Here is a 13197-nt window from a genome sequence, read left to right on the forward strand (position 1 = left end):
GCTTACCCCAAAATGCGATGGCCGGTGGAAAGGAAGATGCCGCGGAAGTTCATCTCCAGCGCCTGCGGGTTGCTGGCCTTGGAGAGCGCCTCTTTCTCGGTGACGCGCCCGGCCTGCACCAGTTGCAGCAGGTGCTGGTTGAAGTTCTGCATGCCGTCCTCGGTGCCGGTTTCAATGGCCGCGGGCAGCGTTTCGAGGCGGTCTTCCTCAATCAGTTTCTTGACCGTGGGCGTGTTGATGAGGATTTCCACGGCCGGCGTCATCTTGCCGTCCACGGTGTTGACCATGCGCTGGCAGATGACCGCTTTGAGCGTGGACGCCAGTTGGCGGCGGATGGTGTCGCGCTCCTCCGGCTTGAAGAAGTCCAGCACGCGCCCCACCGATTGCGCGGCGTTGGTGGTATGCAGCGTGGAGAGCACCAGATGGCCGGTGTCAGCCGCGCTCATGGCGGCGGTGAAGCTGGTGGCATCGCGCATTTCACCCACCATGATGATGTCCGGGTCCTGCCGCAGCATGTGCTTGAGGCCGGTGGCAAACGCCTTGGTGTCGAGGCCAATCTCGCGCTGCTCAATCACCGACTGGTTGTCTTCAAATACATATTCGATGGGGTCCTCCAGCGTGACAATGTGCTTCTTAAAATTCTCGTTGATGTGCTCAATCATCGCCGCCAGCGTGGTGGACTTGCCGCAACCGGTGGTGCCGGCCACCAGCACGATGCCGCGCGGGGCCTCGGCAATGCGCTTGATGACCTCGGGCAGCCCCAGCTCGGGAAAACTGGGCACCTTGGTTTTGACGTAGCGCATGGCAATGGCGAAAGTGCCGCGCTGCTGGTACACATTGGTCCGGAACCGCCCCACCCCGGGGAGATGGTAGGAGAAGTCTATTTCCCGGTCTTCCTCGAACCGCGCCCGGGCGTGTACCGGCACAATGTGCTTGAGCACATCGTCAATCCATTCCTCGGTGGGCAGCGGGCATTCGATGGGCAATAATTGCCGGTTAATCCGCAGAATCACCGGCGCGTCCACCTTGATGTGAATATCCGACGCCCCCGCCTCCACGGCGGCGGCACAAATCTTCTTAAACAGTTCCATGTCCCGATGGTACTCGGGAAACCCGGTCAGGCCAAGGCGGAAAAGGCAATTTCACCCAGCCGGGAGCGCGCCTGGCGATTCATGCCCGTGAACACCAAAGCCACTGTGTAGCCTTGATGCCGCGAACCGTCACACGCCACCACCACCCCCGTGCACTTGACCCGGCAGCCATCGTGCGGGCTTTCCAGCTCCACAGTCATTTCCACCCAGGGAGAGACCGGCACCGGCGAATGAAACTCGAGACCATTTTTGCGAAACCGAACCGCACCAGGGGCGAGGGCCAGATGATATTGCCGGTTTGCAATGACGACCGGCTTAAAACCAGACTTGTCCAGTTTGCCAGAACTCATAAAACACACGGCGGCTGGTTCAGCCAGCGCGCACGTTATGAGGTAATCTACCACACTCCCCCCGCCCGTCAAATGCTGGCTGTACTCCAGGCGCCGTTGACCCCCGCCGGCCGGGCGGCCGGCACAGCCCAACCTGCAAGACAACGCGCCGCCCACCGCGCCCATGCGGTACGCTTGTTTTTCCCCCTCTATTGTTGCGGCGAGGTGGCCTCCAACAAATACACCCGCCGCTTCACCACAAACGTCTTGAGGCCCATGTTGCCCCCGGGCGGACCGCGAAATCCGGGCGGGCCAAAACCCCCGGCCAGCGCGGGCGGGCTGGCGGTGTCGGCCAGGCCCGGTTCGTACGCCAGCGAGCGTTCAAAAGCCTGGTAGCTTTCCAGCTTGTGCGTGTCGGCCTTCACTATGGGCGCGATTTTTTTGTGCAACGCCGCCGCCAGTGCCTCCATTTTTTTCCAGTCCAACTGTTTTTCGGCAATGTCGCGCACGTATTGCAAATACCGCTGGCGCAGGGACGGCACGGCGAGCAGTTTGCTCAGCAACGGCTTGCGGGAATCGCTGGCGCCCGCCAGCGGTTCCAGCTCCACGCCGGCGGCGTCATTGCCGACCACGCCCATGCCCCGGCGTCCGCCGCCCATGGGACCGCCGCGCATGGCCGGCTGGAAGGTCTCATTGCTGTCGTAAGGCAGAATGTGGAAACGCCCCTTTTCATCCTGATAAAGGTAATAGTCACTGGCTCGCACCCAATACCCATCGTTGTTGATGAACACATTCTCCAGCGCCAGAAACTTCAGGGCGCCGTCCACATCCAACAGCGGCGCCAGCGCCTTCTCCAGCTCGCTGGCCGGCGTCTGGTTCAACACCCGGCACAGTTGGATCAGCGCCTCCCAGCTCGCCGCTTCGTCCTTGCTCTTGATTTCGTAAATCTTTTTGTACGGCTCGGCGTTGTCCCCCAGATACTCCAGCCCGCCGCGGCCCTGCGGGCTGCCGGGCACTTTCCAGCGGGCGCCCTTGGTGGTGCCAAACCATTTCTGGATGAAGTCCTTGTTGACCTGCTCCACGCTGACATAAATGCCCCAGCTTTCGCCATTGATGACCACGTGCACCAGGTTGGCTTCCGGGGCCGGCACATATTCCCGTGCCGCCTTGAAGTACAACACCGTGCGCAGATAGGAAGGGTCATTGTGGGAGTTGAGCAGATTCAACGTCCGCACCCCCATCAACCGCTGCGCCTCATGCGCAAAATCCAACGATACATTCAGGGAGCGCTTGTAGCCCCGCGGCACCGTGAAATAGGAGGAAGCCCCGCGAAAGCGCACGCCCACCTCGCGGTATTCCTTGCCATCCACCACCAGCCGCGCCGGCACATCCACATCCGTGTGATAAAAATCCTCCAGCTCCTGCTCCCAATCCTCGTTCTCAAAATACAAAAACAGCGTCCGCACCGTTTCCAAATCATACAACGGCTTGTCGGGATAACTGGGCACCGCGGCAGGCGTGACCTTGGGCCCGGCGGGGGGCGGGGTGGCGTTAAAATCAGGGTTGCGCCGCATGGGCCCCGGTCCCGGCAGGCGGGGGCCGCGCCCGGCCGCCTTTTCCTTCTGCATGTACTCACGCGCCGCCTTGCGCTCCGCCGCATCGAGCCGCTGGTCCTTGTTTTGGTCAAACTTGCTCACCAGCGCGTAACGCTCCTGCACGCCGCCCATGCCCCCCGGCCCCATGGGTCCGTCCGGCCCGCCGGGGCCGCGATTGAAGTTGCGGCCGCCCCGCGGCCCGGCGCCCGGTCCGAAAGGCGGGAAATCATTCGCCGGCTGTGCCGCCAGTCCCCAGCCAAAAACGCCCAGCGCCAAACTCAGCCACCACCACTTGCCCCATCGCCGACGTTGCATGCTCATGCTCACACTTCATCAGACATAAAAATATGCCCGCTGGTTACAAGGGCTGCGCCCGCAGCGTCCGGCTGCGGGTACCCCAAGGCTGCCCGCCGCCAGCAACTCCGGCTGCGCCAATACCCTTGTGGTCCACGGCGCGCCCTTCCCACAGGGTGCTGGGCCAGGCCGTTACGTGGTCCACGGCGCTGCGTCAGCGCACTATCTGATTGCATTTCCCCGCCTGCGGCGTAGCATGGCAGTCATGGAAGCATGGCTGGAAACTGCGGCTGGCGACCGCATTCCTGTGCAGGGACCTCTCTCCATCGGGCGCGCCTCGCAAAACGCCCTTGCCCTGCCGGGCGACCCGCGGGTCAGCCGCCGTCATGCGCTGATTCATCCACAGGGAGCCGGTGAGTTTTGGATTGTGGACCTGGGCAGCTCCAACGGCGTGTTCATCAACGGCCGCCGCCTGCGCCAGCCCGTCCAGTTGCGTCACCAGGACCGCATCGAAATCGGCTCCACCACCTTCACCTTCATGCAGTCCGAACAGCCGGTGTTTGCGGGCGAGAGCCTGGCGCCCCGCACCACCAATTACGTGACCATGAAGGACATCAAGACCGAGGAGCTATGGCTGCTGGTGGCCGACATCGTGGGTTTCACCCCCCTGAGCCAAACCGTGCCCGGCGATGAACTCGCCAAACTGGTCGGACGCTGGATTTGCGCCTGCAAGGAAGCCATCGAGCAACAGGAAGGGGTCATCAATAAATACCTGGGCGATGGTTTTCTCGCTTACTGGCCCCAGGCAAATGCGCCCGTCGAAAAAGTGCGCCATACGCTGGAAACCTTGCGGCAACTGCAACAGCAAACCCGCGAATTCTCCTTCCGGGTGGTCCTGCATCGGGGACGCATTACCGTGGATAACGCCGTTTCCCTCGGCGAAAACAGCCTTATCGGCCCGGATGTCAACTACGTCTTTCGCATGGAAAAAGTGGCCAGCCAGCTCAAGGAGCTTTGCCTGTTGAGCGCCCCTGCCGCCGCCCTGCTCTATCCCGCCGGCGAATGCCGCAGCGTGGGCCGCCATCCCCTCCACGGCTTCGAGGGGAATTTTGAATTTTTTGCGCCGCCCGGCCCGGCACCCTCTTGACATGCCATCGGGCTGGCCGGAAATTGGAAGGGAAACGCGAAGGAGATTTTATGCCGCTGTACGAATACGAGCTTTGCGAAGGCGATTGCCTGATTTGCGGCGGGCGCTTCACGCTCCGGCGCCCGGCCGATGCGCCGCCGGTCACGCGTTGCCCCCTTTGCCGCAAGCCCGTGCGCAAGGTCTTGAGCCAGTTCAGCACGCCCCACAAACTGAAACCGCTGTCCATCAGCGACGCCAAAAAGGCCGGCTTCACCGTCTATAAACGGCTGGGCAAAGGCGAATACGAGCGGCAGTGAGGGGACGGTAGGTTTTACGTTGCAAGTTTCGAGTTTCATCAAGGCAGAGGCAACCGCTTTCCGCCGCTATTTCCTGCCCAGCCCAGCCCATGCTGCCTGTCACCTGTTGAGGCTAAAACTTGGCACCGGCGCGTCGGCTCCGTAAAGTCAAGCCGTGGCTGGTACCCTCATAGAGCGGCTGCCCGCAGAGCCGGTCAGTCCCGACTCCTTGCTGGAACGCTTCCTGGCGTATGTGCAGGACCGCGGGTTGGAGCTCTACCCAGCCCAGGAGGAGGCTCTGCTGGAATTGCTCGAAGGCAAGAACGTCATCCTGAATACCCCCACCGGCTCCGGCAAATCCCTGGTGGCGGCGGCGCTGCATTTCTTTGCGCTGGCCCAGGGACGCCGCTCGGTGTACACCTGCCCCATCAAGGCGCTGGTCAACGAGAAATGGATGGCGCTTTGCCGTGATTTCGGCCCGGAAAACGTGGGCTTGAGCACCGGCGATGCCACCGTCAACCGTGACGCCCCCATCCTCTGTTGCACCGCCGAAATCCTGGCCAATATCGCCTTGCGCGAAGGTGCGGAAGCCCCGGTGGACGATGCGGTGCTGGACGAATTCCACTATTACGCAGACCCGGAGCGCGGGGTGGCCTGGCAGGTGCCACTCCTCACTCTGCCCCAAACCCGGTTTCTTCTCATGTCCGCCACCTTGGGAGATACCACTTTTTTTGAAGAAGCCCTGACCCGCCTTAATGGACGGCCCACGGTGACCGTGCGCTCGGACCATCGCCCGGTCCCCTTGAGCTTCGCCTACGCGGAAACTCCGCTGGCCCAGACGGTGGAAAGGCTTTTATCCGAGAATAAAGCTCCCATTTACGTGGTGCATTTCACCCAGGCGGAAGCCGCCGATAATGCCCAGAACTTCACCAGTCTGAATGTTTGCACCCGGGAGGAAAAACAGGCCCTCGCCCAGGCATTGGAGGGATACCGCTTCACCAGCCCTTATGGGCCGGAAATCAAGAAATACCTGCGGCAGGGGATTGGCATCCATCACGCGGGGCTTTTGCCGCGGTACCGGGTGTTGGTGGAGCAACTGGCACAGCAGGGGCTGTTAAAAGTCATCTGTGGGACTGACACCCTGGGCGTCGGCATCAACGTCCCCATCCGTACCGTCCTCTTCACCCGCCTCTGCAAATTCGACGGCCAGAAAACCGCCATCCTCTCCGCCCGCGATTTCCATCAAATCGCCGGCCGCGCCGGCCGCAAAGGCTTTGATGAGCGCGGCTACGTCGTGGCCCAGGCCCCGGAGCATGTGGTGGAAAATCTTAAACTCGAAGAAAAAGCCCGGCGCGACGGCAAAAAATACGTCAAACGCCGCCCGCCGGAGCATAACTTTGTGAACTGGGACGTCCAAACCTTCCGCCGGCTCATGGCCGCGCCCCCGGAAAAGCTGGTTTCCCGGTTTCAGGTGACCCACGGCATGCTCCTGCAAGTGCTGAGCCGCCGCGGTGACGGTTGCCGCGCCATGCAACGGCTGGTGCGCGATTGCCACGAGCCGCCCAAAGCCAAAGCCCAGCATCGCCGCCGGGCCTGGCAGCTTTTCCGCGCGCTGGTCGAGCGCGGCATCATCGAATTCACGCCGCAGGCGGAGGACGGCTCCTACCTGCGCGTGCGGATGGATTTGCAGGAAGATTTCAGCATGGACCAGACGCTTTCGCTCTACCTGCTGGAAACGCTGCCGCTGCTTGACCCCCAGGCGCCCGATTACGCGCTGAACGTCATCACCCTCATCGAGAGCATCTTGGAGGACCCCGCCCCAATCCTGCGCCGCCAGCTTGACCGTCTCAAGGCCCAGCGCATCGCCGAAATGAAGCAGCAAGGCCTGAACTACGAGGAGCGCATGGCCGAGCTGGAGCAACTGGAGCATCCCAAGCCGCTGCGCGAGTTTATTTACAGCACCTTCAATGCCTTTGCCGACAAACACCCCTGGGTGGGCCAGGAAAACATCCGCCCCAAATCCATCGCCCGCGAAATGTTCGAGCAATTCCGCTCCTTTGCCGATTACGTCAAGGACTACGAGCTGCAGCGGGTGGAAGGCCTGCTTCTGCGCCATCTGCACAACGTCTATAAAGTGCTGGCCCAAACCGTGCCGGACCAGGCCAAAAACGAAACGTTGTGGGAGATGGAAACGTACTTGCGCACCCTGCTGCGGCAGGTGGACTCCAGCCTGTTGGAAGAATGGGAAAAGATGCTGCACCCCGCAGTGGCGGCCGCCGCCGCCGCCCGCCATGCCGCGCCGGGCCTGGCCCCGCCCGGCGGCGAAGCTCCAGCCGCCGACATCACCCGGGACACCGAGGCTTTTCTGCGGCAAATCCGCACGTTAATTTTCAACTTTCTCCGCAACTGGCAATGTGGCGAACCGGAGGCCGCCATTGAGCAACTCTTCCACCGCGAGGATGCCGCCGGCCAGCCGTGGACGCCCGAGCGCCTGAAAGCCTTGTACGAAGAATATTTGCAGGAACACCAGCGCCTGTGCCTGGACCCGGAAGCCCGCAACCGCCGCCACACTTATGTGGAAAAAGGCGCGGCCCCGCGGGCGTGGCGCGTGCAGCAAATGCTCGTGGACCCGGACGGCTTCAATGACTGGGTGGCCGAGTTCACCGTGGATTTGCCGGCCTCCCGCCGCGCCGAAGCCCCCGCGCTGCGCCTGGAGCGCCTTGGGCCGCTGGTGGGCGGCCCTTCCCAACCGGCGGAGACTGAAAAGCCCTGAAGCAGGTCGCCTGACTGGCGCGCAAACTTCAGGGCCTGCCGCCGGCGTGGCGGTCTTAGTCCGCCAATTTCATCCCCGCGTTTTACCGTAAAGCGGCCCAAAGTGACGGCAGGCGCGGAAATCCGCCGCTTCGGCATCCGCCGTGCCAAACGCCGTCCAGGCCGAGGGACGGAAGATGCGCTCCTGGGCCACGTTGTGCATGTACACCGGGATGCGCAACATGGCGGCCAGCGTAATTAGGTCCGCGCCCACGTGCCCGTAGCTGATGACGCAGTGATTGGCCCCCCAGGCGTTCATCACCGAATACACATCGCGGAAGGGCCCCTGGCCGGTCAGATGCGGCACAAACCAGTGCGAGGGCCAGGTGGGATTGGTGCGCTCCTCCAGCACCGTGTAAATCTCCTCGGGCAAATCCACCAGTTGGCCTTCGGCGATTTGCAGCGCCGGCCCCAGCCCCTTGACCAGGTTGATGCGGAACATGGTGGCCGGCATGTTGGCCCGTGTGCCATACGCGCTGGAGAAGCCGCCCCCGCGGAAATACTCGTAAATGGCGGGCGGCCAGGTGGTGGCGTCCAGACAGGCCTGCGCCTCTTCCGGCGTGATTTCCCACCACGGCTTGATGACCGGTTTGCCGTCCTTCATCAGCTTGCCACAGCCATCCAGGGCCGCCGCGCCGGAGTTGATAAGATGCAAAACCCCGCCTGCCGCCGCGCCGGTCAATTCGCGGCCCGTCACCCGCTTGACCGCCTCTGGACTCCAATAAGTGCGCACATCGGCAAAGATTTGGGCGGTATCCGTCAATTGATGGCCCAGCAACATGCAGGCGCCGTTGAGGCAGTCGTTTTCGGTGGCCACCAAAATCGGCTCCCGTATGCCATTCCAATCAAAGGACGAGCTGAGGATGGCTTCCAAAAAGTCGCCATTCGGATAATGGTCCGTCCACTGGCGCTGGCCCTGAAAACCGCCCACGATGGCGTTGTGGCCCAGGGATTCTTCCACCAAGCCTTTGGCCGCCAGGGCCTCGTTGCCAATCATCAGGTCCCGCACAATCATGGCGCATTTGACCACAAACTCCCACTCCCACGCCTTCCGCGCGGCATCCCGCGGCGTGCGGTTGTAGTCCTTGCCCTCCCGGCAGTTCTGCTTCACCCACGCCAGGGCCCGCTTGAACTCGCGCTCGTCATAAATCTGCTCCTCAATGCGCCGTATCAATTCCGTCATGTCCACGCACTCCACCCGCATCCCCAGGTAATCCTCAAAGAAATCCTGATTCACAATCGAGCCGGCGATGCCCATCGAAACCCCGCCCAGCGAGAGGTAGGACTTCCCGCGCATGGTGGCCAGCGCCAGCCCCGCCTTGGTGAAACGCAGGATTTTTTCCTGCACTTCCCCCGGTATTTCCGTGTCGCCAATGTCCTGCACGTTGCGCCCGTAAATGGAAAACACCGGCAAACCCTTTTGCGTGTGCCCGGCGCTCACCGCCGCCAGATACACCGCGCCGGGGCGCTCGGTGCCGTTGAATCCCCAGACGGCTTTGGGCCGCAACAAATCCATGTCCATCGTTTCGCTGCCATAACACCAGCACGGCGAAACGGTGAGTGACACCCCCACCCCTTCCTGCCGGAATTGCTCGTCCACCATGGCCGCCTCCGCCACGCCGCCAATGCACGTAGCCCCCACCACACACTCCACCTTTTTGCCGCAGGTGTGCCGCAGCCGCTCCGAAATCAGCCGCGCCACGGAGCGGGCCATGGCCATCGTGGTTTTTTCCAACGACTCGCGCACGCCCTTGCGCCGGCCATCAATGGCCGGACGAATGCCCACCTTGGGCAGGGCGCCAATCAAACGTGACACTGGACGATTTACTTTCATAATCAGCCGCTTTCTTCGTATGAATGTGTTAGAAAAGTTCAGCCATCCTGGGTCTGTTCCTGGTTCCCGGGCTGGTTGGGAGCGAGCCTGCCAAAATCCACGCTCCCTGCCAACTCAATAATCCGCATTCCCCCAGTTGACTCGCGTTGACTCAGGATAAAAGTGACTGGAGCGATACGGTTCTCCCTGCCATGGCCCCGGAGGAGCGGCGCAAAGGGGAATGAATCTTTACTGCTTCTATGATATATTAACCAATCTTATATACTTTGCTTAAAGTGTTGACCTCACGCAGGTTTCGTTATATATAACCCACGATTCCTTCTGTGACCTGCGGCTTCAGGAAGTCGCGTGGTGTTTTTCCGCAGGCACACATCATTTTATGGCTGAGCGACTTCGGTGTGCGGTCATCGGTGCTGGCGTGGCCGGAGCAGAATGGGTAGCCCGGCTGACACGCGGCCCGCGCACCACTGTGGTGGCCTTGTGCGACGCGCATCCCCAACGCGCGCGAGAGTTGCAGGAGCGTTACCGGATTCCCCGACTCTACGCCTCATTTGAAGAGGCGGTGGAGCAGCCGGATTTGGATGCGGTGGTGGTGGCGGCGCCCAATCACTTGCATGCGCCCATCACGCTGGCGGCATTGAAAGCCCGGAAGCATGTGTTGGTGGAAACGCCCCTGGCCCTCAATGCCAAAGAAGCCACGCGGCTGGTGGAGACCGCCCAGGCCATGAAATGCCTGCTCATGCCGGCGCAGGAATTACGTTTTAACCGCGCCTCCCAACTGGCGCGCGCCTGTTTGCATCATGGCGAGTTGGGGGAGGTGTTTCATGCCCGGGCCTGGTGGCGCCGGCATCAATGGCCGCGGCCAGGCACCTGGCGTGCCCAGCGCAATCAATCCGGGGGCGGCTGTTTGGTGGATTTGGGCCAGCCGCTGGTGGATTTGCTGCTGTATTTACTGAATGACTTTCAAGTGGCGCAGGTGTACGCCTCCGGCCAGATTTTGTTTGGCCCCCATACCAACCATGAACCGGAGCCGAATCGCGCCCCGGCGCCGGTGGCCGGCATTTTTGATGTCGAAGATACGGGCACGGCCTGCCTGGTTTTGAAGAACAATCGCTGGCTGAATATCGAGACCAGTTGGGGCGGCCATTTCCAGGGCGATGAACCGGAGCAGGGGGTGGAAATCCTCGGCACCAAGGCCAGCCTGCGCTTGTTTCCCGCCCGATTGTATCGCCAAGGCAATCTGGGGATGGAGTGCATTCTTCTCAATGCCCTCAAACCCTCGCATCCGGAAGATTGCGGCCAGCATTTTGCCCAGTGCGTGCTGGAAAACAAAAAACCACTCATCACCCCAGCAGAAATGCTGGCCGTCCAGCGGGTTGTGGATGGCATTGTCGTCGCGGCGGCCAGCGGCAAACCCGTGCCGCTCAAGCCCTGAAGCCCCCCCAACCTTTCAAGACCGGGCCTTCAAATACGGCAAGCCGTTGCAATCCCCAACCCCCTCCCGCCCGGCTGACTAGGACTGCCAGAGAGGCCAACAGGGCATCCATTTGGGGCAGGCCGCCTATTGTCCATTCCTTGAGGCGTATTTGCTGTTTGGGGAAACGAGGTTATACTTCCTGCCTGTCGTCCGCGTTTCGACCTAATTAGCTTAGTCATGTTTCAAGTACCGTTGAATCTCCGAAGGTGGGATGGCACCAGGCCCTGGCATTATTTTGCCTTGAACGCTGCGGCCTTCCTGACCGCCGCCACCCTGCTCAGAATCGTGCTTTGGTTCCAGTTTAAACCCGAAGCCCCTTCTCTCGGGCAGGCAGTGGAAGGTTTCCTGATTGGCTTCCATCTGGACCTGTGGGTGGCCCTGGCTGTCTCTCTGCCCTGGCTACTTTGGTTTGGCCTGGCCCCGGCCCGCTGGCTGGCGGGCCGCTGGCATCGGTTGGGCGTCACGGTGGTCTTTGGCCTGGGATGGGCGGTGATGATTTTCCTCTTTTTTGTCGAGTACTTTTTCTTTGAGGAATTCAAGTCGCGCTTCAACACCGTGGCGGTGGACTACCTGTTGTATCCCAAAGAAGTGGGCACCAACATCTGGGAAAGTTATCCGGTGGTTTTAATTGTGCTGCTGAGCCTGGCCGGTGGTTTGGTGCTGGCCCGCGTGGTCTGGCATGGGGTGGGCAGGCTGGCCACCGCGATGGCTGCGCCGCCGGCCTTGCATTAAAGGACCGGCCAGGGGATTCCGGCAGGAATGGGGGCGTGAGAGGCCCCCCAAATCCGTGCTGGCCAAGGGCAGGGGCTTTTGGTAAGGTGCGCATGAACCAACCCAGGCCCGCGTATGTTCAAATCCATCGAACTTGGCTTGAAAGTCTCCAAGGAAGAATACGACCAACGGCTGCCCCAACTGCGCTCCGAATTGTTGGCGGCCCAGCAGGCGCTCAAAGGCTCGCCCGTGCCGGTCATCGTGGTGGTTTCCGGCGTGGAAGGCGCCGGCAAGGCTGCCGTGGTCAACGCCCTGACCGAATGGCTGGACCCCCGCGGCGTGGAAACCAACGTCTTCTGGGCTCCGTCCGATGAAGAGCTGGCGCGCCCGGAGTACTGGCGGTTCTGGCGCACCCTGCCGGCGCGGGGCCGGATTGGCATCTTTTTTGGCTCCTGGTACACCGACCCCATTGTGCAGCGCGTCACCGGCAAGCTCAAAAGCGCCGCCTATGACCGCGCCCTGCAGCGCATTGCCAACTTTGAGCGCATGCTGGCCGAGGACGGCGCGCTCATCGTCAAACTCTGGTTTCATCTCTCCAAGAAAGACCAGCGCAAACGCCTCAAAAAATTGGAAAGCGATCCCGCCACCCGCTGGCGTGTCACACCGCAGGATTGGAAATTCCACAAAATGTATGACGATTTTGCCCGCGCCAGCGAGCAGGCCATCCGCCTCACCGACACCGCCAATGCGCCGTGGCATCTCATTGACAGCGCCGATGCGCATCACCAGAAGCTGGAGGCTGGCCGCTTGCTGCTGGAAGCCATGCGCCAGAAACTGGACGCCCTGCGGCAGGCGCCGCCACGGCCCAAGGGCGCGCCGCCCGTGCCCAAAAAGTTGGACACCCCCACCGTGTTGGACCGCGTGGATTTGAGCCGGAAAATCAGCGACAAGGAATACAAGGCCCGCCTCAAAGCGCACCAGTCGCAGCTCAACCTGCTGACCTGGGAGGCGCACCGGAAAAAAGTTTCCACCGTGGCGGTGTTTGAGGGATGGGACGCCGCCGGCAAGGGCGGGGCCATCCGGCGGGTGACCAGCGCGGCGGACGCCAAACTGACCCGGGTCATTTCCATTGCCGCGCCGACCGATGAAGAGCGCGCCCACCATTATTTGTGGCGGTTCTGGCGGCACATTCCGCCGGCGGGCCGGGTCACGATTTTTGACCGCTCATGGTACGGGCGGGTGCTGGTGGAGCGGGTGGAGGGGTTTGCCACGCCGGAGGAGTGGTCGCGCGCGTACCTGGAAATCAATGAATTTGAGGCGCAACTGGTCGAGCGCGGCATCGTTCTGCTCAAGTTCTGGCTGCACATTTCGCCCGACGAGCAACTGCGCCGCTTCAAGGAGCGGGAGCAGGTCGAGTACAAGCGCCATAAAATTACCGAGGAAGACTGGCGCAACCGCGAGAAATGGAACGCCTACCTGCTGGCGGTGCATGACATGATTACCCGCACCAGCACGGATGTGGCGCCGTGGACCATCATCCCCGGCAACGACAAACACTACGCCCGGGTGCAGGTGCTCAAGACCTTCTGCAAGGCCCTGGAAAAAGCGCTCTGAACCGGCTGCGCCGCCGCGC

General features: G+C 61.8%; 10 protein-coding genes. 6 read left to right on the top strand and 4 right to left on the bottom strand.

Annotated features, from left to right (window positions below):
- Nucleotides 1-2: 2 nt before the first annotated feature.
- The 3 genes from NXS98_RS12540 to NXS98_RS12550 form a co-directional block, all read right to left on the bottom strand.
- The gene (locus NXS98_RS12540; protein ID WP_283845349.1) at nucleotides 3-1091 is read right to left on the bottom strand and encodes a type IV pilus twitching motility protein PilT; all 1089 of its coding nucleotides are present in this window, start codon (nucleotides 1089-1091) and stop codon (nucleotides 3-5) included.
- A 26-nt stretch (nucleotides 1092-1117) separates the two neighbouring features.
- Nucleotides 1118-1441 (bottom strand): hypothetical protein, encoded by a 324-nt coding sequence (locus NXS98_RS12545; protein ID WP_283845350.1) that lies wholly within the window; start codon nucleotides 1439-1441, stop codon nucleotides 1118-1120.
- 188 nt (nucleotides 1442-1629) lie between these two features.
- Nucleotides 1630-3336 carry a CotH kinase family protein gene (locus NXS98_RS12550; protein ID WP_283845351.1) on the bottom strand — a complete coding sequence of 569 codons (1707 nt, stop codon included), beginning with the start codon at nucleotides 3334-3336 and terminating at the stop codon, nucleotides 1630-1632.
- A 238-nt stretch (nucleotides 3337-3574) separates the two neighbouring features.
- On the opposite strand from NXS98_RS12550, the gene NXS98_RS12555 reads away from it, so the two are divergent.
- The 3 genes from NXS98_RS12555 to NXS98_RS12565 all read left to right on the top strand — a co-directional run bounded on the left by NXS98_RS12555 (nucleotide 3575) and on the right by NXS98_RS12565 (nucleotide 7504).
- Nucleotides 3575-4456, top strand: coding sequence for an adenylate/guanylate cyclase domain-containing protein (locus NXS98_RS12555; RefSeq protein ID WP_283845352.1), 882 nt, complete (start codon nucleotides 3575-3577; stop codon nucleotides 4454-4456).
- Between the two features lie 50 nt (nucleotides 4457-4506).
- Complete coding sequence (locus tag NXS98_RS12560) at nucleotides 4507-4752, top strand: FmdB family zinc ribbon protein (protein ID WP_283845353.1); 246 nt, start codon at nucleotides 4507-4509, stop codon at nucleotides 4750-4752.
- Nucleotides 4753-4906: 154 nt separating this feature from the next.
- Nucleotides 4907-7504, top strand: a complete 2598-nt coding sequence (locus NXS98_RS12565; protein ID WP_283845355.1) for a DEAD/DEAH box helicase — start codon at nucleotides 4907-4909, stop codon at nucleotides 7502-7504.
- A 69-nt stretch (nucleotides 7505-7573) separates the two neighbouring features.
- Here the strand turns inward: NXS98_RS12565 and NXS98_RS12570 are convergent, their stop codons facing one another.
- Nucleotides 7574-9376 carry an L-fucose isomerase gene (locus NXS98_RS12570; RefSeq protein ID WP_283845356.1) on the bottom strand — a complete coding sequence of 601 codons (1803 nt, stop codon included), beginning with the start codon at nucleotides 9374-9376 and terminating at the stop codon, nucleotides 7574-7576.
- Between the two features lie 379 nt (nucleotides 9377-9755).
- On the opposite strand from NXS98_RS12570, the gene NXS98_RS12575 reads away from it, so the two are divergent.
- The 3 genes from NXS98_RS12575 to pap all read left to right on the top strand — a co-directional run bounded on the left by NXS98_RS12575 (nucleotide 9756) and on the right by pap (nucleotide 13178).
- Nucleotides 9756-10811 (top strand): Gfo/Idh/MocA family protein, encoded by a 1056-nt coding sequence (locus NXS98_RS12575; protein ID WP_283845357.1) that lies wholly within the window; start codon nucleotides 9756-9758, stop codon nucleotides 10809-10811.
- Between the two features lie 282 nt (nucleotides 10812-11093).
- The gene (locus NXS98_RS12580) at nucleotides 11094-11585 is read left to right on the top strand and encodes an LTA synthase family protein (RefSeq protein ID WP_283845358.1); all 492 of its coding nucleotides are present in this window, start codon (nucleotides 11094-11096) and stop codon (nucleotides 11583-11585) included.
- A 114-nt stretch (nucleotides 11586-11699) separates the two neighbouring features.
- Nucleotides 11700-13178 carry a polyphosphate:AMP phosphotransferase gene (gene pap / locus NXS98_RS12585; protein ID WP_283845359.1) on the top strand — a complete coding sequence of 493 codons (1479 nt, stop codon included), beginning with the start codon at nucleotides 11700-11702 and terminating at the stop codon, nucleotides 13176-13178.
- The last annotated feature ends 19 nt before the right edge of the window (nucleotides 13179-13197 follow it).

This window comes from Fontisphaera persica (assembly GCF_024832785.1).
Classification (GTDB): domain Bacteria; phylum Verrucomicrobiota; class Verrucomicrobiia; order Limisphaerales; family Fontisphaeraceae; genus Fontisphaera; species Fontisphaera persica.